This window comes from Pseudarthrobacter sp. NIBRBAC000502770, assembly GCF_006517815.1.
Lineage (GTDB): Bacteria > Actinomycetota > Actinomycetes > Actinomycetales > Micrococcaceae > Arthrobacter > Arthrobacter niigatensis.
On sequence record NZ_CP041198.1, the window covers coordinates 3,008,836 to 3,028,654 of the forward strand.

The following is a 19,819-nucleotide window of genomic DNA, read 5'->3' on the forward strand; positions in this document are numbered from 1 at the left end:
TCCGGCGCGAGGGAAGGTTGTTGTTGCTCACTGCTAGGCTCCAGGGGTGCTGGCGGCACCGGGAAGAAGGGACGCCGCAGGCTCGCTGTACTCGACCCGCAAAAGCGAGCCGTCGTCGTCGAAAACCAGGGACGTAAGGGATGTCAGGGTGCACTCGCGCTTGCGCGGGTCGTGCCACAGCGGCCGGCCCTCCGCACTCAGCCGTGCCGCCCAGATTGGAAGCTGGTGGCTGACGAGGATGGCCTCGGGGCCAGCGGCACCAAAGTCGCCGCCGGCCAGTTCGATGGCGCGCAGCCGTGCGTCCTGCACCGCAGCCGCCACTCTTGCCGCCTGCTCCTTGTACGGTTCGCCCCACGACGGGCGCAACGGGTTGACCAGGCGAGGCCAGTGCTTTGGCCGGCGGAGTTCAGCCTTGGTGACCTTCATGCCCTCAAAGTAGTTTTCCGCTTCTATGATGCGCTGGTCGGTGTGGATCTGCAGGCGCAGCGCTTCCGACGTCGGCCGCGCGGTTTCCTGCGCACGGTCAAGCGGTGAGGCGGCCAGGTAGGTAATCCGGGCGCCGCGCTCGGCGCGCTGCCGGAAGTGCTCGGCCAGGGTCCGGGCCATCTCCTGCCCCAGCTCGGAGAGGTGGAATTCCGGGAGCCGTCCATAGAGAACGCCGTCGGGATTGTGGACCTCGCCGTGGCGGAGCAGATGGACAGTGGCTTGGGGCATGTTTACCAGTTTCTCAAAGATGGCGTGCGATCCGAAATCTCCGGGACGCGCTTTCTACAAAGAGTAGAACTTAAGTTTCTGAAGAAATGTTCCGAAAGCGGGAACAAAACATGCAAACGCATGTTTATACTGGATGCAGCAAGATAGTTGAGGCTTCAACCGATGAAGATTCAACCGCAGGACCACAGCAGGCATTCACACCAAGGAGCAACATCATGGCACTTCCCGCAGACGTCACCACCGGCACCTGGACCCTGGACAACTCCCACAGCGAGATCGGCTTCACCGTCCGGCACGCCGGCATCAGCAAGGTCCGCGGCCAGTTCAAGGAAGCCGAGGCCACCCTGAGCCTCGCCGAGAACGTGGCCGACTCCAAGGTCAACGCCACCATCAAGACCGCCAGCTTCGACTCCGGCGACGCCAACCGCGACGGCCACGTCCGCGGCGAAGACTTCTTCGACGTCGAGAAGTTTCCGGAGATCTCCTTCGTTTCCAACGCGATCGTCCCCAAGGGCGACGCCTACGAGCTCCAGGGCGACCTCACCATCAAGGGTGTCACCCGCCCCGTGGCCCTCGAGACCGAGCTCCACGGCGTGGCCGTCGATCCGTTCGGCAACACCCGCGCCGGCCTGACCGCCGAGACCACCATCAGCCGCAAGGACTTCGGCCTGACCTGGAACGCCGTCCTCGAAGCCGGCGGCGTCCTGGTCAGCGACAAGGTTGCCATCAACCTGGAACTTGCCTTCATCGCCCCCGCAGCATAACTTCCCCATCCGGCGCACCCCGGCACCAGGCCTTTCCCGGCCCGGCGCCGGGGTGCGCTGTTTAAAGGCGCCGTTCCAGGTCACAGTTCTGTGCGTGAATACCGCCCGCATCACCCACATCTCCGCCGCCGGGGGTACGGTGGAGCTAAGCCATGCTGGGGGGAAGGCTGAGGACCGAATCCCGGCAGCCCACCTGGATCCCGACCTGCAGAAGGAACGCCCATGAGTACTCCTCCCGTCCCGCCTCCCGCGCCCCAAGACCCCTATTCCGGCAATGACCAGTCCGGCAGCCAGCAGCCCGGACCCGAGCAGCCGCGCTACGGCCAAAACGCGCCCCAGTACGGCCAGAACGCACCGCAGTACGGCCAGAACCAGCCCCAATACGGCTCGCAGCCCCCGGCAGCACCGCAGTACGGCCAGAATGCGCCGCAGTACGGTTCCCCATATGGCCAGAATGCTCCCCAGTACGGGCAGTCGCCCTATGGCCAGTCCCCGTACGGCCAATACCCCTCGGAGCAGCCCCAGCCGGCGGGAAGCAACGGCATCCCGCAACTGGTGAACATCTCGTTCTGGCTGCTGATCGCGTCCGCGGTGATCTTTGTCGTTTCCGTGCTCGCCGGCCTCACCCAGCTCGATGACCCACAGTTCCGTCAGGCTTTTGAGCAGCAGGTGAAAGCCAGCGGAGCGGCCGTTACGTATGACGACATCAAGAGCGTCATCGCCGGCACGCTGGTGGTCTTCGCGATCATCGGCGTCGCGCTCTACCTGCTGGTGGCATTCTTTGTCCGCAAGGGCAAAAACTGGGCACGCATCCTCGGAACCGTGTTTGCAGCGCTCTCCGTTTTGGGCCTGTTCGGGGTCCCCACCTTCGGAACGCTCGGGACGGTCCTGGGCATCGCCGCCATTGTCCTGCTCTACCTCCCGGCCGCTGCCCCGTACTTCCGGAAACAGCAGCCGTTCGCCAACCCCTATTCCGGCGGCTTCGGCAACCCTTACGGGCGGTAACGCCTACGGCAGAACGCAGCGGTGGCCCGGGATGTCCAGCATCCCGGGCCACCGCTTTTAAACCTGGGCTCAGGCCGGCTGTCCCGGCGCCTGCGCCCGTTGGGCGTGATAGGCCAGGATCTGGAGCTCGGTGGCCATGTCCACTTTGCGGAGGTTCACTCCTTCAGGGACCTGCAGCATGACGGGAGCGAAGCTGAGCACGCTGTGCACACCGGCCGCCACCACCCGGTCGCAGATGCCCTGGGCCACCGCGGCGGGAAGTGCCAGCACCACCATGTTGGCCCCGGTGCGGTGGAGGACGGTCTCGAGGTCTGCCACGTCGCTGACCCGCAGCCATCCCACCTCGTTGCCCACCACCATCTGGTCCGCGTCGAAAATGGCCACCACGTCGAAGCCCCGCGATTCGAAGCCGCCGTAGCGCGCCAGTGCTTTGCCCAGGTTTCCGGCTCCGACGATGGCCACTTTCCAGTCATGGGTCAGCCCCAGGGCCGCAGCGATGTGGCGGCTCAGGTACTGCACCTCATAGCCCACTCCCCTGGTCCCGTAGGACCCCACATGGGACAGGTCCTTGCGCAGCGTGGAGGAACTGACGCCGGAGGCTTCCGCGAGCGATTCCGACGAAACACGCTCAACCCCCTCGGCCAGCAGCGTATTCAGGGCACGCAGGTATAGCGTCAACCGGGCCACGGCGGCGGGAGGAATCTGCTTGGCCGGTGAGCCCGCGACATCCGGCACGTCCGGCACAGGCTGGGGGGTTGAATCCAAGGACGTCATTCGCATCCCCCTACTTGGCCATGGCGCGCCGCAGGACGCGTTCCAGCCGGGCTTCGTCGATTTTCCAAAAGTCGCGCTGCACCCCGTCCACCAGGACCACGGGAATCTCTTCTGCGTAGCGCTCGCGCAGTTCGGGCTGGTTGTCCACCAGCTCTTCGCGCCATTCAAGGCCCAACGCGGAAGTGACCCGGCCGACGGCGTCGCGCGCCTCTTCGCAGAGGTGGCACTCAGCTTTGGTGACCAGGACGACGCGGGGGGTAGCCATGGCTTAACGGTATCGCCGTTCGCGCCGTGCAGTTGACGCCGACCGCGCCGGCCATGTGGATTGACTAGACTCAAGTCCATGCCCGAGGAGAAATACGTTGCCGTCGTTACACGGCCGGTTGCTGCCCCGCAGCCCGGTGAGGCGGCGTTTTTCGACGTGGACAATACCTTGATGCGCGGTGCCAGCCTCTTCCATGTGGCCCGCAAGATGCACCAGCGGGGGGCGTTTACGCTCACTGAGGCTGCCGGGTTCGCGTGGAAGCAGTTCAAGTTCGTGGCGCGCGGGGAAAACATCGACGACGTCCATGCGGTCCGCGATTCGGCCCTGACACTCGCTGCCGGCATCACGGTTGACGACATCAAGGCGCTGGGCGAAGAGGTCTACGACGAGATGATCGCGTCGCGGATCTGGCCAGGTGCCAAGGCGTTGGCTGAACAGCACCTCCGGGTGGGCCGCCGCGTCTGGCTCGTAACGGCCACGCCCATCGAAGTGGCCACGGTGATCTCCACCCGGCTGGGGCTGACGGGGGCCTTGGGCACGGTGGGGGAAGTGTCGGACGGTATGTACACCGGACGCCTGGTGGGAGACATCCTCCACGGTTCGGCCAAGGCGGTAGCCGTGCAGGCCATCGCGGACCAGGAGGACCTGGACCTCAAGCGCTGCTGGGCGTACAGCGATTCCTACAACGACGTTCCGCTGCTTTCGCTGGTAGGCCACCCGGTTGCCATCAACCCGGACGCGAAGCTCCGCCGCCACGCCCGCGACCGGAACTGGCCGGTCTACGATTTCCGCGCCGGCCGCCGCGCCGCCACCCTTGGCCTCAAGGCAGCAACCTTCGGCGGCGCCATCTACGGCCTCTGGAAAGGCTTCGCCCGCATCCGCGGCCCCCGGGCGTAGCCAAAAAAATGCCCGCCGCCTTGGAGGGCGACGGGCATCTTCACGCTGTTCGAAGTATTGCTACTTCTTGTTGCGGCGCTGGTGACGAGTCTTGCGAAGCAGCTTGCGGTGCTTCTTCTTGGCCATACGCTTGCGACGCTTCTTGATAACTGAACCCACGAAAGTTCCTTACAAACTAGATGCAGTACCTGCCTGATGGGAAATGTCCGTGGACAAAGCTACGAACTGAACAACTGACAGATTCTTACAATGACGTAAAACGTTCCTTAACAGGGTACCGCTTATCGGGAGCGGCTCAGGACAGGCCGCCTCAGGCGGTCTCGCTGTGGCCGTCCACAACAGCGCCCTTAAGGTACTGTTCGACGGCGTTTTCGGGGACCCGGTAGGAGCGGCCGAAGCGCACCGCGGGCATTTCGCCGGAGTGGACCAGGCGGTAAACAGTCATTTTGGAGACGCGCATGACCTCGGCCACTTCAGCCACGGTCAGGAACTTCGCGTTGGAGAAGTTCTGTTCTGCCGACATTTCCCTATTTTCCTTTGCTGACGGATGGACAACAGTGACCCCAGGTACGTGCCAATGCGGTGTTCCGATGCTGAGCCATCCACCAACCACCTAAGAAGATACTCTAGATGTTCATGTGGCAGATGTGAAAGTAGTGGCCTCCCCTATTTCGCCCCCTAATTCTGCTGCCGCCGCTTCCGCGCCGACGCTGCCAGCTGCTCCAGGACCGAAGCCGAGACATCCCAGTCCATGCAGGCGTCCGTCACGCTCTGGCCGTAGACCAGCGTGGAGCGCCCCGCCGCGTGCTCTGCAACGTCCAGGTTCTGGGCTCCGCCCACCAGGAAGCTTTCCAGCATGACGCCGGCAACGGCCCGGGCTGCCACTCCCCCCTCTTCAAGCTGGGCACCGATCTCCAGCGCGACCTCCGCCTGCCGGTGGTGGCTCTTGCCGCTGTTGGCGTGGCTGGCGTCAACGATCAGGCGGGGATTGAGCCCCTTGCCTGCCAATTCGGTGGAGGCCCGTTCCACGTCGGCCGCGGAGTAGTTGGGCCCCTTCCGGCCGCCGCGGAGGATGACGTGGGTGTCGGGGTTTCCTGCCGTTGCCACCAGCGCTGCCCGGCCCTCGCCGTCGATCCCCAGGAACGCCTGCGCCGCCGCGGCGGCACCGCAGGCATCGATGGCAACCTGCAGGCCGCCGTCGGTCCCGTTCTTGAACCCGATGGGCATGGAAAGCCCGGACGCCAGCTGCCGGTGGATCTGGCTCTCCGTGGTACGCGCACCGATGGCGCCCCACGAGATCAGGTCAGCCATGTACTGGGGGCTGATCGGTTCCAGGAATTCAGTGGCGGTGGGCAGGCCCAGCGCGGTGACCTGCTGAAGGAACTGCCGGGCCGTGCGGAGGCCGGTGACCATGTCGTGGCTGCCGTCCAGCCGGGGATCGTTGATCAGGCCCTTCCAGCCCACCGTGGTACGCGGCTTCTCGAAGTAGGTCCGCATGACAATCAGCAGGTCTTCCTTGTGCTTCTCGGCCTGGCTGACCAGCCGCCGCGCGTACTCGAGGCCGGCCTTGGGGTCGTGGATGGAGCAGGGGCCTACGATGACCAGCAGGCGGTCGTCCACACCGTCCATGATGGCGCGCACCTCATCGCGGCCGCGTTCGACGACGGCAGCGGCCCGGGCGTCCAGTGGCAGTTTGGTGAGGAGTGCCGACGGGGTGGGCAGCGGGGTGAATTCGCTGACGCGCAGGTTCGAGGTGGACTTGGTGTCGCTGGCCGGGGCTGCTGCTGTTGCGGTGCTCATGTTCGGGGTCCTGTTCCAGATGGGAAGCGGGCCCGGATTTCAGAACCCGCCGGAGAAACGGCGAAGGGCAGAGAATGATCTCTGCCCTGTTGGCTCTGAAGGAAGTTGGATGCGTGTCAGTTAGACGCGGGCTCCTCCAGAGCCAACGAAAAATACGCATACCAACGGTTAGTCATGGGAAAGACCATAAGCCCGGCCGCCCGCCGCCGCAAAATCCGTGTCCGTCACATTCCCGCGCCGCCTACCCCAGCAGCTTGCGCAGGAACTGCAGCTGCCGGATCCAGTGGTGTTCCTGGCCGCCTTCGTGGTTGTTGAACCGGTACACCTCCATCTCCTTACCGGGATTGCCGCCCGATGCTGCCGCTGATCCATAGGCGTTGAAGCTGGCGAAAACCGTCGACGGCGGGCAGATGTCGTCCATCTGGGCAGCGGAGTACAGCGCCGGAACGGAGGCCCAGGCGGCCAAATTGACGCCGTCGAAATAGTTGAGGACCTCCATGGCGGCGTCGTACCGGTCCCGGTGCCGGGCGAGGAACTGGGCTATCTCCGGGTACGGGCCGCGCGGGGTTATGTCGATGGCGCGGGGGAAGTCCTGGAGGAAGGGGACGTCGGGCAGCGCGGCGATGACGCCGTCGAGCCGTCCCGCGGTGAGCCCCGCCGTGGCCACCACCAGGCCGCCGCCCTGGCTGACACCGGCCAGCACCACTTTGGCAGGATCGACGGCGGGGTGGGCCTGGGCGGCCTCCACCGCGCGGAAGGCGTCCACGTAGACACGGCGGTAGTAGTAATCCTCCCGGCTCGAGATGCCCCTCGTCATCAGGCCAGCATGCGCCACGTCGCCCGCGGACGGATGCGGATCAGCCGTGTCACCCACCAGGCCGCCGTACCCCTGGCCGCGGGTGTCCATAATGAAGTGCGCGTACCCGGCCTGCGCCCAGCGCGTGTCCTGGTTGGCCAGGCCACGGCCGCCGGAATAGCCAATGTAGGTCACTACCACCGGCAGCCGGGCGCCTGCCTCCCGGTTGGCCGGCAGGTGCAGCCAACCTTTGATGGGCGCGCCGCCAAAGCCGGAGAACGTGGCGTCGAAGGTGTCGATCACGGTCAGGTAGTTCTCCACCGGTTCGAAAGTGGCGTCCAGTGGATACGCCCGCGCTTCCCCCACCGTGGCATCCCAAAACGCCTGGAGGTCCCCCGGTGGCGTGACCCCGGAGGTATAGCTGCGCAGCTGGGCGAGGGGGAGGTCGAAAAGGGGCATTCCTAATTCACGCATCCCTGGCGCGCAGCGACAAGTGGTTGGTACCGGTCCAGGCTGGTCCCGGTGGCGACGATCCGGCGGAGCTCGGCCAGTCCGCCGGCAACGGCCCCGGCGGCCCGGGCCTGGACCAGCACGTTGCCCAGGGCGGTGGCTTCGACCGGCCCGGCGACGACGGGACGTCCGGTGGCGTTGGCCGTGAGCTGGCAAAGCAGGGCGTTCTGGGAGCCGCCGCCCACCACGTGCACCACGTCCACGGAACGGCCGGCGAGGCGTTCCGCAGCAGTGATGGTCCTGGCGTAGCCGGCCGCAAGGCTGTCCATGATGCAGCGGGTGATGGCTGCCGGATCGCTGGACAGGACATCGCCGGTGCGCCGGACTGCCGCACGGATGCGCTCCGGCATGTTGTCCGGGGCGATGAAGTACGGATCGTCGGCGTTGATCCGGGGGCCGCCGGCGGGCAAAGCGGCGGCCGCGGCCAGCAGGGCCGTGAGGTCGGGTTTGAACCCTTCCGATGCCCAGGTGCGCTGGCATTCGCTCAGCAGCCACAGTCCGCCCACATTCCGCAGGTAGCGGGTGGTGCCGTCCACGCCGCGTTCATTGGTGAAGTTCGCTTCCCGGCTGGCCTCGGTCAGGACCGGATGTTTCAGTTCCAGCCCCACCAGCGACCACGTGCCTGAGGAGATGTAGGCAAAGTTTTCGCCCTGCGCGGGGACTGCGGCGACGGCGGACGCGGTGTCGTGGGAGCCGACGGCCACAACTTTCGTGTCCTGCAGGAGCCCCACCTGAGCGGCGATCTCCGGCAGCAGGGTGCCGACAGTTTCACCGGGCTGGATCAGCGGCGGGAACAGGTCCTTCCGCAAGCCCAGCGCCGTGAAGAATTCGGTGGCCCACTCCCCTGCCACGGCGTCGAACAGCCCGGTGGTGGAGGCGTTGGTGGCCTCGGTCCGCCGCACGCCGGTGAGCCGGAAGGCGATCAGGTCCGGGATGAGGAGTGCCTGCAGCCCGTCCAGGCCGCGTTCGGTGGCCAGCTGGTAGATGGTGTTGAACTGCAGGAACTGCAGGCCTGAGGTCTGGTACAGCCGGCTCGGGTCCAGCTTGGCATGCACGGGCGCGACGGCGGCCCGGCTGCGGTCGTCCCGGTAGCTGAAGGGCTGGGCCACGAGCTCGCCGGCCTTGTTGACCAGTCCGTAGTCCACTGCCCAGGTGTCGATGCCAATACTGGCAATCGCTTCGCCCTGCGTCGAGGCCACGGTGGCCGCGGCCCGAAGGCCGGCAAGGACTTCCGTGAACAGGGCGTCGAAGTCCCAGCGGAGGCCGCCGTCGTGCTCCACCACGCCGTTGGGAAAGCGGTGGACGGTCTGCAGCGATACTCCGCTCCCGCTGGCGCGGCCAAGGATCACGCGGCCGGAGGAGGCGCCGATGTCGACGGCGGCGAACACGCCGCCGTCGACACCGTTCGAAGACGTGCTCACCGGAGGAAGGCCGCCGCCACCCCGGCGTCCACGGGGATGTGCAGGCCGGTGGTGTGGGACAGTTCGTTGCTGGTGAGCACGGCGGCGGCGTTGGCCACGTGCTCGGGCAGGACCTCGCGCTTGAGAAGGGTGCGCTGGGCGTAGTATTCGCCCAGTTTCTCCTCGTCCACGCCGTAGACCGCGGCGCGTTTGGCGCCCCAGCCGCCGGCGAAGATCCCGGAGCCGCGGACCACGCCGTCGGGGTTGATGCCGTTGACGCGGATGCCGTGCTCGCCCAGTTCAGCCGCGAGGAGCCGCACCTGGTGGGCCTGGTCTGCCTTTGTGGCGGAGTAAGCGATGTTGTTGGGGCCGGCGAACACGGAGTTCTTGGAGGAGATGTAGATGATGTCCCCGCCCATGCCCTGGGCGATCATGACCTTCGCGGCTGCCTTGGCCACCAGGAACGAGCCCTTGGCCATGACGTTGTGCTGCAGGTCCCAGTCCTTTTCGGTGGTTTCCAGCAGTGGCTTGGAAATGGACAGGCCGGCGTTGTTGACCACCAGGTCCACGCCGCCGAACGCCAGGACGGCGGCGTCGATCGCGGCGGCGACCTGTGCTTCGTCGGTAACGTCCGCCTGGACACCGATGGCGACGTCGGCACCGCCCAGTTCCTCGGCGACCTTCTGTGCATTTTCAAGGTTCAGGTCGGCAATGACGACGCACGCGCCGTCGGACGCCAACCGCGTGGCGATGGCCTTGCCGATGCCGGATGCCGCGCCGGTCACCAGCGCGATGCGGGTGGCGTGCGACTTGGGCTTGGGCATGCGGGCCAGCTTGGCTTCCTCCAGTGCCCAGTACTCGATCCGGAACTTCTCGGATTCCTCGATGGGTGCGTAGGTGGAGATGGCCTCGGCGCCGCGCATGACGTTGATGGCGTTGATGTAGAACTCGCCGGCAACCCGGGCGGTCTGCTTGTTCGCCCCGAAGGAGAACATGCCCACGCCGGGGACCAGCACGATCGCAGGGTCCGCGCCGCGCAGGGCAGGGCTGCCAGCATCTGCGTGGCGGTCGTAGTAGGCCTGGTAGTCCTCCCGATAGTCCGCATGCAGCTCGTGCAGCCGGGCGATCGAGTCCTCCACACTGGCGTCCGCGGGCAGGTCCAGGATCAGTGGCTTGACCTTGGTGCGCAGGAAGTGGTCCGGGCAGGAGGTGCCCAGGGCGCCCAGGCGCGGGTGTTCGGCGGCTTCGAGGAAGTCCAGGACGACGGCGTCATCGCTGAAGTGCCCCAGCTGCGGCTTGTCCGTGGAGGCCAGGCCGCGGATCACCGGTGCCAGGGCGGCGGCTTTGGCGCGGCGCTCGGCCTCGGGAAGGGCTGCGTACCCGGGCAGCTTGGGGCCGAAGGGGTCCGCCTTGCCGTTCTCCGCGATGTACTTTTCGGCCTGGTCGATGATCCACAGGGAGTGGGCTTCGGCTTCTTCGCTGGTGGCTCCCCAGGCGGTGATGCCGTGGCCGCCCAGGATGGTGCCGATGGCCTGCGGGTTGGCGTCCTTGATCGCGGCGATGTCCAGGCCCAGCTGGAACCCCGGACGGCGCCACGGCACCCACACCACCTTGTCACCGAAAATCTTGGTGGTGAGCGCTTCACCGTCCACCGCCGTCGCGATGGCGATGCCGGAGTCCGGGTGCAGGTGGTCAACGTGCGCGGCCTCCACCAAACCATGCATCGCCGTATCGATCGAAGGCGCTGCGCCGCCCTTGCCGTGCAGGCAGTAATCGAACGCAGCCACCATCTCATCCTCGTGCTCGACGCCGGGGTAGACCTTCTTCAGCGCGGTCAGCCGGTCCAGGCGCAGCACCGCAAGGTTCTGCTCCTTCAGCGTGCCCAGGTCGCCACCGGACCCCTTCACCCACAGCAGCTGGACGTCCTCACCCGTGACGGGGTCCGTTGCGGTGCCCTTGGCCGAGGTGTTGCCGCCGGCGAAGTTGGTGTTCCGCTTGTCCGCGCCGAGGCGGTTGGAGCGGGAAATCAGCTCTTGAACAGTCTTGTTCGTCATCACGTTTCAGGCGCCCCATCCGGCTTGCTGGCCGCGTGCGCGGTCCTCGTTGATCTGTTTCTGGTAGCCGCTGGCCTTGTAGGCAGCCATCGGGTCCGCGGGCAGCCCGCGGGATTCGCGCCATTCGGCCAGGATGGGCCGGACGTCGGTGTAGAAGGCGTCGTTGAAAATGCCGTTCGCGGCCAGGACATCACCCGCACGCTGCGCTTCACCCAGCGCTGCGGTATCCACCAGCAGCGCCCGCAACGTCATCTCCTGGACGTTGAGGACCGAGCGGATCTGGCCCGGGATTTTTTCCTCCAGGTTGTGGCACTGGTCCAGCATGAGGGCCACACCGGAATCCTTGCCGAACCCGCCGCCGCGGATCACCTCGTGCATGATCCGGAAGAGCTGGAACGGATCGGCGGCACCCACGATCAGGTCGTCGTCGGCATAGAAGCGCGAGTTGAAGTCGAAGGATCCCAGCTTGCCCAGGCGGAGCAGCTGCATCACGATGAACTCGATGTTGGTGCCGGGGGCATGATGCCCGGTGTCCAGGCAGACAAACGCCTTCTCCCCCAGGGCCAGGGTCTGCGCGTAGGAGGTGCCCCAGTCCGGGACATCAGTGTGGTAGAAAGCCGGCTCAAAGAACTTGTACTCCAGCACCAGCCGCTGCTCCTCCCCCAGGGCCGCATAGATCTCCTGCAGGGACTCGGCCAGCCGGTCCTGCCGGCCGCGGATATCGTCCTGGCCCGGGTAGTTGGTGCCGTCCGCCAGCCAGACCTTCAAGTCCTTCGAACCCGTGGCGTGCATGATCTGGATGCAGTCCAGGTGGTGGTCGATGGCCCGGCGGCGGACCGACTCGTTGGAGGAGGTCAGTGAACCGAATTTGTACTCGTCATCCTGGAACGTGTTGGAGTTGATGGTTCCCAGGCCTACGCCCAGTCCCGCCGCGTACTCCTTCAAAGCGGCGTAATCGTCCACCTTGTCCCAGGGGATGTGGAGGGCCACGGTGGGGGCCAGGCCGGTCAGTTCGTGGACCTTGGCGGCATCGGCCAGCTTTTCCTGGACCGTGCGCGGCGTGCCGGGCGTACCGAACACCTTGAACCGCGTGCCTGAATTTCCATACGCCCACGAGGGGACCTCGATGGCAAGCTCCCCGAGCCTGCCCAGCGCCGTTGCTACGTCATTCATGTTGATTCTCTCCGGTGGTGAGCGTCCGTCTGCTGCATTTGGTTGATGCCCCGCTGCTGGAGCGTGCCTGTTGTCTTGGGTGGCCGGATCCCGGCCTCGGGCCGGTCAGCCTGCGGAGGGTGGGGCCGCGAGTTGGCTGTCCAGGTTGAAGACTTCCGCCAGCACCTGGAACCCCTCGTCGGGCGCCTGGCCGGAATCCTCGAAGAGGGTTGCCATCTCTGCCTGCCAACGGGCGTTGACGTCCGTCAGCGCCATGCGGGCACGGGCCGCATCAAAGTCGTCGCACTCCACGTATCCCACCAGGAGCCCGTCCTCTCCGAGGAACAGGGAGTAGTTGTGCCAGCCCGCTTCCTTGAGTGCGTGCAGCATCTCCGGCCACACCGCGGCGTGCCGGCGCCGGTATTCATCGATCAGCTGCGGCTGGACCGAAGAACGGAAACACACCCTCATCGGTGCCCCTTTCAAAACGCCAATAAATTTTTGAATCGTTTCATTGGTACGATTCAAAGTACTCTTGGATTTGAGCAGGTGTCAAGCAATGGCAGAAATCATGATTTGCCGCAGGGATCTTCCCGGCGGGGGCATGTCAGCACGGAGAACCGATGAACCGCACAGCCAGTATCAAGGACGTGGCCACCCACGCGGGCGTGGCCGTTGGCACCGTGTCCAATGTCCTCAACTATCCCGACCGGGTGTCGGACAGGACCAGGGAGCGGGTCCTGTCCGCCATCGACGAACTTGGGTTTGTCCGCAATGACGCCGCGCGCCAGCTTCGCGTGGGGCACAGCCGCACCATCGGACTTATCGTCCTGGACGTAGGCAACCCGTTCTTTACCTCCGTTGTCCGCGCTGCGGAAGACGCCGCAGCGCTGCAGGGCAGTGCCGTCCTGCTGGGTGACAGCGGCCACGACGCAGGCCGGGAAGCGAACTACATCGACCTCTTCCAGGAGCAGCGTGTGCAGGGGCTGCTGATTTCGCCCGTGGGCGATGTGACGGACAGGCTGGATCTCCTCCGCGAGCGCGGCGTCCCCACGGTGCTGGTGGACCGGCTGGCCGACGAGTCCAAGTTCAGCTCAGTTGCCGTGGACGATGACGCCGGCGGATACCTGGCCGCCAGGCACCTCCTGGACACGGGCCGCCGTCGGCTCGCCTTTGTTGGCGGCTCCACCTCCATCCGCCAGGTGGCCGACCGCCTGCAGGGGGCCCGCCGGGCCGTCAAGGAGGAACCGGACGCCACGCTGGAAGTCCTGGACGCGGAGGGGCAGACCGTCCTGGCCGGCCGCAGCGTGGGAGACATGCTGGTGGCGCGGGGCCGGGCGGAGCTGCCGGACGGGATCTTCTGCGCCAACGACCTCCTGGCCCTGGGCGTCATGCAGTCGCTCACCATGACGCATACGTTCCGCATTCCCGGGGACGTGGCGCTGATCGGCTATGACGACATCGACTTTGCGGCCTCTGCCGTGGTTCCCCTGTCCTCCATCCGCCAGCCCACCCAGCTGCTGGGCAGGACGGCCATCGAACTGCTGTCCGAAGAGGTGGAGTCCCAGAATCCAGTCCACCGTTCCGTGGTGTTCACGCCGGAACTCGTGGTCCGGCAGAGTACAGCCCCCGCTGGCTAATTCGCTGCAGGCTGCAGCCATTTCAGGGACTCGCTCCGCGACGTGAAGAAGCGGGTGGGGCAGGGCGGCACGTGAACGCCCAGGAAGAAATTCGCGATGATCCGGTCCACCGGACTTGCCCCCAGCAGGGCGATCCTGTTGGCCGCGCACGGGATGGAGAATACTGAGCGGGCCTGGATGCTCACATTCTCGGTGGTGGCCATGTCCACGAGCATCGGGTAGTTTGCGTCCCCCGCTATCCGGTTCACCGCGGCCATCGCCGCCTGCGCATCCTCGACTTCAATGCGGACCTTGGGCTCCCAGATGAGGTGGATGACCCCGTCAGCACGCAGCTCCACTGTGCCTTTGCCGCCGTCGACCACTACGGGCTCCATACCCGCCTCCCTCCAGTAGGCAGTTCCTGAACCCCTCCATCTTGCCCCACACGGAAGGTGGGAGCCCACCGCCCCACCGGCAAGGCCAATGTCACTGGAACCGCCAACCGGACGGTCGCCTAGAGCCCCTCCACCACCAGGTTCCGGTAAGCGGCCCGGAGCGGAGCCATTTGACGGAAACCGATACGGCCGCCGCCAAGCACTTCGTCCGACCGGTCACGCCACTCAAAGAGCAGCAGGCCGTTGATGGAAAACTCCACCAGCGGCCCGTCCTTCACCACTTCCAGCCGGTAGAAGCCGGCCGCGTCCTCCGTGGGCGGCAATGGGTCCGCGCCCTGCGCCACGAGCTCGAAGCCCGCGCTCTTGCGGAGGTTGCAGGTACGGAAGGCACGCTCCGATGGGTACTTGTGCCGGAAGTAGGAGACGTGCAGGGCGTCGATGTCCCCGAGTGGTACTGGGGGTAGTAGCCCGTCCGGGGCGCGAGTGCGGGACTGAACAAGTCCAGCCCGCCCTGGCCGGCGGCCGCGAAGAACAGCATGGCCAGGCCGGGCTCCGCTAGCGGCAGGAACTCCCAGCTGATGCGGATCCGGTCCGGGAATTCTTCCGGGCACCAGAACGTCCAGTGCGCGTGGTCGCCGAACTCGCCGTCATCCAGCGTGCCGGACAGCTCCAGGGCACCGTTGTGGCTGCCCAGGCCAAGCGGCCCTTCGGCCACCCAACCGGCCACGTCATCCGGTCCTGCCAGCGGGTTGCGGTAGGGGATGCCCGTCTCCAAGCCCGTCGTGCCCACCTAGCCGCGTCCCGCCGTCGCACTTAACACTTTGGTGCCGGCCACGCCGTAGCCCATGCCCGCCAGCTGGCGCGCCACCTCCGCCGCCACCAGTGCGGCACCCTGCTGCGAGAAATGCGTGTCGTCGGCCAGCCCCGCGGGCCAGGACGCGTGCTCCCCCGGCGCGAAGTGGCAGAAGAGCTCCCGGCTCCCCTCCCGTCCCAGCCGACCATAGAGGCGCCGGGTCCAGGCGTTCAGGTCAATCACCGGAACCCCAAGCTCCGGGCCCAGTTCGCGGACCACCTCCGGATAGTCCTCAAGGCTCTCCTCAAGAACGTCCGACGACGGCGCGTCCAAAAAGTGCCGGCGCTCCACTGATGTGCAGAGCACCGGCGCCGCACCCACGCCATGCACCTCCCCCACCATGGTGCGCAGGTTCGCCGCGTAGCCCGTACGGGCGGCAAGATGCAGCTTTTTCTGGTCGTTGTGGCCGAACTGGATGAGCACGGCGTCCCCTGGGCCCGCCAAGGCGAGCAGGTCCGCCCAGCGTCCCTCGTCGCGGAAGGATTCCGTGCTTGCCCCGCCTTTGGCGAAGTTATGCACCGATCCCCACCGGTAGGTATGCGGGGGAAGCTGCGCTCCCCAACCGCTCATGGGGAACTCTTGGGTGGGGCAGTCGGCCACGGTGGAATCTCCGGCCAGCAGGATTTTCATGGGTCACCCTTTCACGGATCCGATGAGCATGCCCTTGGCGAAGTGCTTTTGCAGGAATGGGTAGAAGATGAGGATGGGCAGCGTGGCCACCACGATCACGGCGAACTTGATGCCCTGTTCCGGCGGGATGTAGTTGGGATCAACGTTGCCAGTGCCCAGCAGGTCCGAGGCCGCCGTGACCTGCCGCAGGTACATCTGCAGGGTCCATTTGGAGTTGTCGCTCAGGTACAGCAGGGGCGACATGAAGTCGTTCCAGATGCCCACCGCATAGAACAGCGCGAACGTGGCCAGGACCGGTTTGGACAGCGGCAGGAGGATCCGCCACAGGATTCCGATCTCGGTGGCGCCGTCCATCTTGGCGGACTCTTCAAGTTCGGCCGGCAGTTCCTGGAAGAAGTTCTTGATAATGATCAGGCTGAACGGACTGATGGCCGCCGGCAGGATCAGGGCCCAATAGGAGTTGAGCAAGCCCAGGTCCTTGACCAGCAGGAAGGTGGGGATCATGCCGCCGGAGAAGACCATGGCGAAAACCACCAGGGACAGGATCACGTTCCTGCCCCGCAGGCTCTTCTTGGCCAATGGGTAGGCCATGGTCACGGTGAAGGCCAGCTGGACCAGGGTGCCCACCGCGGTGACCAGGATGGTGGTGACCAGTGCCCGGACGAACGCCGGGGTGGCGAAGATGTACTCGTAGGAGCCCAGGGTGAACTGTTCCGGCCAGACGAAGAATGCCCGGCGGGTGATCTCCGCTTCGGTGGCGAACGAGCCCGCGAAGACGTAGACGAACGGCAGCAGCGTGATGATGCCGATCAGGGACAGGAAGAGGTAGTTGGCGGCGTCAAAGATCCGGCCGCCGCGGGTGTTGTGGATCTTCATTAGAACAGTCCGCTCTGGTTGAAACGCTTGGCCAGCCAGTTGGTGCCGAAGATCAGCACGATGCCCACCACGGATTTGAAGAGCCCCACGGCAGTGGAATAGCTATACGCGCCCTGGGTGATGCCCACGAAGTAGACGTAGGTGTCAAAGACGTCCGCCACCTCGCGGTTCAGGGCGTTGGTCATCAGGTAGATCTGTTCGAAGCCGGTGTTGAGCATCTGCCCGATGGCTAGGATCAGCATCACGATGATCGTGGAGCGGATCGCCGGCAGGGTGATGTGCCAGACCCGGCGGAACCGGCCGGCACCGTCGATGATCGCGGCCTCGTACTGGTCCTGGTCCACGGTGGAAAGGGCGGCCAGGAAGATGATGGTGCCCCAGCCGGTGTTCTTCCAGATCTCCTGGAGCACGATCAGGGGGCGGAACCAGGCCGGGTCACTCAGGAAATCGATACGCGTGCCCATGGTGTTGTTCAGGAACTGGAACAACGGGCCGATGTCCAGGGCGAACAGCAGGAAGCTCAGCGAGGCCACGATGGTCCAGGACAGGAAGTGCGGGATGTACACCAGGGTCTGGACCGTGCGCTTGAGGACGGACAGGCGTACCTCATTGAGCAGCAAGGCCAGGACGATGGTCAGCGGGAACGCGATGCCCAGGTTAAGGAAAGCCAGAATCAGGGTGTTGCCCAACAGCCGCGGGAAGTCCGGGTTGGCAAAGAAATCCGTGAAGTTCTGCACTCCCACCCAGGGGCTGCCGTTCACCCCCAGGAACGGGACGTAATCCTTGAACGCGATGGATACGCCATACATGGGGGCGTACCGGAACACCGCGAAGTACACCACGCCGGGCACCAGCAGCAGGTAGAGCCACTTGTAGTGGGCGAAGTGGACGGAGAACCTGCCCCCTTTCCGGGGAGCGGGCGGGGTCTTGCCCGCCCGCTCCCCGGCGAGGGTGTCAATGACAGGGGCTGCCATTTACTTGTTGTCCTGCCAGAGCTTGTTGATTTCTTCCTTGACCTTGTCGCCGCCGCTAGTGTCCCAGAGCTTGATGGCGTCCTTCAGGCCCTGCTCATCGATCTGCCCGGCAAGATACTTGATCCGGGCGTCGGCCACGATGTTGTCCAGTTGGGCGCCCTTGGCCACGTAGGTGGCGGAAACGTAGGGCGCCGCCGGGTTGTAGACGGCGCTCTTGAGGTCCTCAGCCATCACGTCCGTGCGCTTGTCGAAGACCTGCTGTTCATAGTCGCTGGGCTGCTTGACGGGGTAGAACTGGTTTCCGGCAACGTTCATGCCCAGCTGGGCGTAGCTCTTGATGTCGGTGCTGACGGCCTTTCCTTCCGGGGTTTCCGGTTTGACGGTGGCCGCCTTGCCGTCCTGCACCGTGAAGTTCACGTTCTCGATGCCGTTGTTGAGCAGCACAGCGACGTCCTTGCCGTTCATGGTGTTCAGGAACTCCAGGACCTTGTCCAGTTCGGCCTCGCTCCTCACGCTGGCCTTGGGGATTGCAAGGAAGCCTGAATAGCCGTCGGTGGGGTGGGCGTGCAGCTTCCCGTCGGGGCCGACCAGGTTCCCGACAAAGCCCACTTTGTTCTGGAAGTTGTTGGGGTCTGCCTGCTTGAAGAGGTTGACCAGGACGCTCACGCGGGAATCGACGTCGACAATCATGCCGCCCTTGCCGTTGAAGAACGGCTCGTTCCATTTGGTGGGGTCAAAGGTGGCGAAGTCAGGGTTGATGAGCTTTTCGTCCACCATCTTCTTGATGAACCGGTCTGCCTGGAGGAACTCGTCGGTTTCGAAGCTGGGAACCAGCTTCCCGTCCCGCTCGGTCCACCGGTTTCCGGCGCCGAACCATTCCTCGATCACGTCGTAGGGGCTGTTGGTTCCCAGTGCACCCCATTTGGGAATGGTGATGCCCCAGGTGTCGTTGATGCCGTTGCCGTCCGGGTCCTGTTCGGTGAAGGCCTTTGCCACCTTGTACAGGTCCTCCACGGTCTTGGGCGCCTGCAGGCCCAGATTGCCCAGCCAGTCCTGCCGGAACATCACGGCGGTGCGCATGGGAGAGCGTTCACGGAACAGGCCGTAGACCTTTCCGTTGACGCTCGAGTTCTTCTGGATGTCCGGGAAGGTGGTTTTGAGGTTGGGGTATTTGTCGAGTTTGTCGGTGAGGTCCCAGAATGCACCTGCCTGGGCATTCTTGACGAACCCGGGGCTCTTGGTCTGGATCACCATGACCTGCGGGATATCGGACCCTGCAAGCGTGATGTTGGTCTTGTCCTCGTAGGAAGCGTTGGGTGCCCAGTTGATCTTAACCTGCTTGCCGGTGAGCTCTTCCAGCTTCTTCTGGACCGCACCGTCTGACGCCGGCGGCTGGGCTTCCAGGAACGGGGCCATGATGGACACCGAGGTGAGGTCCGCGGCCGGGGCGTTCCCACTGCTGCACGCCGTGAGGGACAGTGCAGTGGCGGTGACGACGGCGGCGGCCAGGGTCAGTTTCCGATGGATCATGTTTCTTCCTTTTCCACTTCATTGGGGTTTGGGTTCGCTGGACCCGCGATTGATACGTTTCATTTGTGCTCCGCGCACGGATACTCGGAGGCATTCGCCGGCCGGGCGGATTGTCAGGCGGTGGACGCCCCCGGGAGGGCCCCGCCCGCGGCAGTTCCACCAGCTATCGCTACGGACTGGTCATTGGCCGTGAAGAACCGGTCACACAACCAGCCCGTGAGGTAGAGCCAGGCTCCGATGCTGAAGAACGGAACCAGCCCCGGTATCCAGCTGCTGGCATAAACCACTGCTGCGGAGACAAAGAGCAGGATGACCGTTCCGGCCAGGTGCCGCACGGCGAACCGGGATGACATCAGCAGGTACTGCGGCAGCGGCAGCTCATACCGGGCATACATGGGGAACAGGTAGCAGACTGCGCCCGCCAGGAAGATTGCCGCGACAAGGACTGCCGCCGCCGTGGACTGGGCAAAGATTCCGCCACTTCCCGCAAAATAGTTCCAGTTCAGGAGAAGCGCCGCCGTGACGGCCATGACCGGAACCGACAGGAGGTTGGCCCTTGCGAAGTTCCGGAAGTAGGCGGACGTGAACCCGCGAAGCAAGGGGGCACCATCCCCTGCGACCCTCCTTCGAACCACAATCTGCGCGGCGGCGGTGGCCGGGCCGGCACCAAGGACACCGGCCCCCACCAGAGTGAAAGCGATCCACAGCAGGTTCAGGCCTGCCACCCACAAAAGCGTGTCGAAAAATGCGTAGGCACGCGCACTGAAGGTTCCGGACAGCATGGCACGGCTCCCTTCTGTTCTTCATGGTT

21 protein-coding genes and 1 pseudogene are annotated in these 19,819 nt (G+C 65.2%); 4 read left to right on the forward strand and 18 right to left on the reverse strand.

Features of this window, described 5'->3' with window-relative positions:
* Positions 1 to 33: 33 nt before the first annotated feature.
* Positions 34 to 714 (reverse strand): histidine phosphatase family protein, encoded by a 681-nt coding sequence (locus NIBR502770_RS14485; RefSeq protein ID WP_141159436.1) that lies wholly within the window; start codon positions 712 to 714, stop codon positions 34 to 36.
* Positions 715 to 929: 215 nt separating this feature from the next.
* On the opposite strand from NIBR502770_RS14485, the gene NIBR502770_RS14490 reads away from it, so the two are divergent.
* The gene (locus tag NIBR502770_RS14490) at positions 930 to 1,478 is read left to right on the forward strand and encodes a YceI family protein (RefSeq protein WP_141159435.1); all 549 of its coding nucleotides are present in this window, start codon (positions 930 to 932) and stop codon (positions 1,476 to 1,478) included.
* Between the two features lie 222 nt (positions 1,479 to 1,700).
* Entirely contained in the window at positions 1,701 to 2,483 is a 783-nt protein-coding gene (locus tag NIBR502770_RS14495) for a hypothetical protein (protein WP_141159434.1), read from the forward strand.
* Positions 2,484 to 2,552: 69 nt separating this feature from the next.
* Here NIBR502770_RS14495 and NIBR502770_RS14500 read toward each other — a convergent pair whose 3' ends face one another.
* A complete protein-coding gene (locus NIBR502770_RS14500; RefSeq protein ID WP_141182397.1) occupies positions 2,553 to 3,257 on the reverse strand; it encodes a redox-sensing transcriptional repressor Rex in 705 nt (234 codons plus the stop codon).
* 10 nt (positions 3,258 to 3,267) lie between these two features.
* Complete coding sequence (locus tag NIBR502770_RS14505; RefSeq protein WP_141159432.1) at positions 3,268 to 3,522, reverse strand: glutaredoxin family protein; 255 nt, start codon at positions 3,520 to 3,522, stop codon at positions 3,268 to 3,270.
* Between the two features lie 78 nt (positions 3,523 to 3,600).
* On the opposite strand from NIBR502770_RS14505, the gene NIBR502770_RS14510 reads away from it, so the two are divergent.
* On the forward strand, positions 3,601 to 4,419 hold the full coding sequence (locus NIBR502770_RS14510) for an HAD family phosphatase (RefSeq protein WP_141159431.1): 819 nt from the start codon (positions 3,601 to 3,603) through the stop codon (positions 4,417 to 4,419).
* Between the two features lie 60 nt (positions 4,420 to 4,479).
* Here NIBR502770_RS14510 and NIBR502770_RS14515 read toward each other — a convergent pair whose 3' ends face one another.
* From NIBR502770_RS14515 to NIBR502770_RS14550, 8 genes are all read right to left on the reverse strand, one after another.
* Positions 4,480 to 4,578: a 30S ribosomal protein bS22 gene (locus NIBR502770_RS14515; RefSeq protein WP_003792170.1), complete on the reverse strand. Its 99-nt coding sequence runs from the start codon at positions 4,576 to 4,578 to the stop codon at positions 4,480 to 4,482.
* 151 nt (positions 4,579 to 4,729) lie between these two features.
* Entirely contained in the window at positions 4,730 to 4,942 is a 213-nt protein-coding gene (locus NIBR502770_RS14520; RefSeq protein WP_018761777.1) for a helix-turn-helix domain-containing protein, read from the reverse strand.
* Positions 4,943 to 5,097: 155 nt separating this feature from the next.
* Positions 5,098 to 6,219 (reverse strand): 3-deoxy-7-phosphoheptulonate synthase, encoded by a 1,122-nt coding sequence (locus NIBR502770_RS14525; RefSeq protein ID WP_141182398.1) that lies wholly within the window; start codon positions 6,217 to 6,219, stop codon positions 5,098 to 5,100.
* Between the two features lie 241 nt (positions 6,220 to 6,460).
* A complete protein-coding gene (locus NIBR502770_RS14530) occupies positions 6,461 to 7,474 on the reverse strand; it encodes an acetylxylan esterase (protein ID WP_141182399.1) in 1,014 nt (337 codons plus the stop codon).
* Positions 7,475 to 7,476: 2 nt separating this feature from the next.
* Complete coding sequence (locus NIBR502770_RS14535; RefSeq protein ID WP_141182400.1) at positions 7,477 to 8,946, reverse strand: rhamnulokinase family protein; 1,470 nt, start codon at positions 8,944 to 8,946, stop codon at positions 7,477 to 7,479.
* Positions 8,943 to 10,979 (reverse strand): bifunctional aldolase/short-chain dehydrogenase, encoded by a 2,037-nt coding sequence (locus tag NIBR502770_RS14540; RefSeq protein WP_141182401.1) that lies wholly within the window; start codon positions 10,977 to 10,979, stop codon positions 8,943 to 8,945. Before NIBR502770_RS14540 ends, NIBR502770_RS14535 begins: the two co-directional genes overlap by 4 nt.
* A gap of 6 nt (positions 10,980 to 10,985) precedes the next feature.
* On the reverse strand, positions 10,986 to 12,152 hold the full coding sequence (gene rhaI / locus NIBR502770_RS14545; protein ID WP_141182402.1) for an L-rhamnose isomerase: 1,167 nt from the start codon (positions 12,150 to 12,152) through the stop codon (positions 10,986 to 10,988).
* 105 nt (positions 12,153 to 12,257) lie between these two features.
* The gene (locus NIBR502770_RS14550) at positions 12,258 to 12,602 is read right to left on the reverse strand and encodes an L-rhamnose mutarotase (protein WP_141159425.1); all 345 of its coding nucleotides are present in this window, start codon (positions 12,600 to 12,602) and stop codon (positions 12,258 to 12,260) included.
* 152 nt (positions 12,603 to 12,754) lie between these two features.
* On the opposite strand from NIBR502770_RS14550, the gene NIBR502770_RS14555 reads away from it, so the two are divergent.
* A complete protein-coding gene (locus tag NIBR502770_RS14555; protein WP_141182403.1) occupies positions 12,755 to 13,771 on the forward strand; it encodes a LacI family DNA-binding transcriptional regulator in 1,017 nt (338 codons plus the stop codon).
* Here NIBR502770_RS14555 and NIBR502770_RS14560 read toward each other — a convergent pair.
* The 7 genes and pseudogenes from NIBR502770_RS14560 to NIBR502770_RS14590 all read right to left on the reverse strand — a co-directional run bounded on the left by NIBR502770_RS14560 (position 13,768) and on the right by NIBR502770_RS14590 (position 19,790).
* On the reverse strand, positions 13,768 to 14,145 hold the full coding sequence (locus tag NIBR502770_RS14560) for an STAS/SEC14 domain-containing protein (protein WP_141159423.1): 378 nt from the start codon (positions 14,143 to 14,145) through the stop codon (positions 13,768 to 13,770). The genes NIBR502770_RS14555 and NIBR502770_RS14560 overlap by 4 nt on opposite strands.
* 119 nt (positions 14,146 to 14,264) lie before the next feature.
* Positions 14,265 to 14,935: pseudogene (locus NIBR502770_RS14565) on the reverse strand (DUF1961 family protein).
* Entirely contained in the window at positions 14,936 to 15,628 is a 693-nt protein-coding gene (locus NIBR502770_RS14570) for a rhamnogalacturonan acetylesterase (RefSeq protein ID WP_141182404.1), read from the reverse strand.
* 3 nt (positions 15,629 to 15,631) lie between these two features.
* Positions 15,632 to 16,504 carry a carbohydrate ABC transporter permease gene (locus tag NIBR502770_RS14575; RefSeq protein WP_141182405.1) on the reverse strand — a complete coding sequence of 291 codons (873 nt, stop codon included), beginning with the start codon at positions 16,502 to 16,504 and terminating at the stop codon, positions 15,632 to 15,634.
* Entirely contained in the window at positions 16,504 to 17,478 is a 975-nt protein-coding gene (locus tag NIBR502770_RS14580; protein WP_141182406.1) for a sugar ABC transporter permease, read from the reverse strand. The genes NIBR502770_RS14575 and NIBR502770_RS14580 overlap by 1 nt, the downstream gene beginning before the upstream one ends.
* Complete coding sequence (locus tag NIBR502770_RS14585; RefSeq protein ID WP_141182407.1) at positions 17,479 to 19,008, reverse strand: extracellular solute-binding protein; 1,530 nt, start codon at positions 19,006 to 19,008, stop codon at positions 17,479 to 17,481.
* Positions 19,009 to 19,121: 113 nt separating this feature from the next.
* A complete protein-coding gene (locus tag NIBR502770_RS14590) occupies positions 19,122 to 19,790 on the reverse strand; it encodes a YesL family protein (protein WP_141182408.1) in 669 nt (222 codons plus the stop codon).
* Positions 19,791 to 19,819 lie beyond the last annotated feature (29 nt).

Coding starts and splice junctions, on each gene's coding strand:
- NIBR502770_RS14570 (WP_141182404.1), bottom strand. CDS start 15,628: ATGAAAATCCTGCTGGCCGGAGATTCCACCGTGGCCGACTGCCCCACC.
- NIBR502770_RS14580 (WP_141182406.1), bottom strand. CDS start 17,478: ATGGCAGCCCCTGTCATTGACACCCTCGCCGGGGAGCGGGCGGGCAAG.
- NIBR502770_RS14530 (WP_141182399.1), bottom strand. CDS start 7,474: ATGCCCCTTTTCGACCTCCCCCTCGCCCAGCTGCGCAGCTATACCTCC.
- NIBR502770_RS14575 (WP_141182405.1), bottom strand. CDS start 16,504: ATGAAGATCCACAACACCCGCGGCGGCCGGATCTTTGACGCCGCCAAC.
- NIBR502770_RS14510 (WP_141159431.1), top strand. CDS start 3,601: ATGCCCGAGGAGAAATACGTTGCCGTCGTTACACGGCCGGTTGCTGCC.
- NIBR502770_RS14485 (WP_141159436.1), bottom strand. CDS start 714: ATGCCCCAAGCCACTGTCCATCTGCTCCGCCACGGCGAGGTCCACAAT.
- rhaI (WP_141182402.1), bottom strand. CDS start 12,152: ATGAATGACGTAGCAACGGCGCTGGGCAGGCTCGGGGAGCTTGCCATC.
- NIBR502770_RS14525 (WP_141182398.1), bottom strand. CDS start 6,219: ATGAGCACCGCAACAGCAGCAGCCCCGGCCAGCGACACCAAGTCCACC.
- NIBR502770_RS14500 (WP_141182397.1), bottom strand. CDS start 3,257: ATGACGTCCTTGGATTCAACCCCCCAGCCTGTGCCGGACGTGCCGGAT.
- NIBR502770_RS14585 (WP_141182407.1), bottom strand. CDS start 19,008: ATGATCCATCGGAAACTGACCCTGGCCGCCGCCGTCGTCACCGCCACT.
- NIBR502770_RS14555 (WP_141182403.1), top strand. CDS start 12,755: ATGAACCGCACAGCCAGTATCAAGGACGTGGCCACCCACGCGGGCGTG.
- NIBR502770_RS14490 (WP_141159435.1), top strand. CDS start 930: ATGGCACTTCCCGCAGACGTCACCACCGGCACCTGGACCCTGGACAAC.
- NIBR502770_RS14550 (WP_141159425.1), bottom strand. CDS start 12,602: ATGAGGGTGTGTTTCCGTTCTTCGGTCCAGCCGCAGCTGATCGATGAA.
- NIBR502770_RS14540 (WP_141182401.1), bottom strand. CDS start 10,979: ATGACGAACAAGACTGTTCAAGAGCTGATTTCCCGCTCCAACCGCCTC.
- NIBR502770_RS14590 (WP_141182408.1), bottom strand. CDS start 19,790: ATGCTGTCCGGAACCTTCAGTGCGCGTGCCTACGCATTTTTCGACACG.
- NIBR502770_RS14505 (WP_141159432.1), bottom strand. CDS start 3,522: ATGGCTACCCCCCGCGTCGTCCTGGTCACCAAAGCTGAGTGCCACCTC.
- NIBR502770_RS14520 (WP_018761777.1), bottom strand. CDS start 4,942: ATGTCGGCAGAACAGAACTTCTCCAACGCGAAGTTCCTGACCGTGGCT.
- NIBR502770_RS14495 (WP_141159434.1), top strand. CDS start 1,701: ATGAGTACTCCTCCCGTCCCGCCTCCCGCGCCCCAAGACCCCTATTCC.
- NIBR502770_RS14560 (WP_141159423.1), bottom strand. CDS start 14,145: ATGGAGCCCGTAGTGGTCGACGGCGGCAAAGGCACAGTGGAGCTGCGT.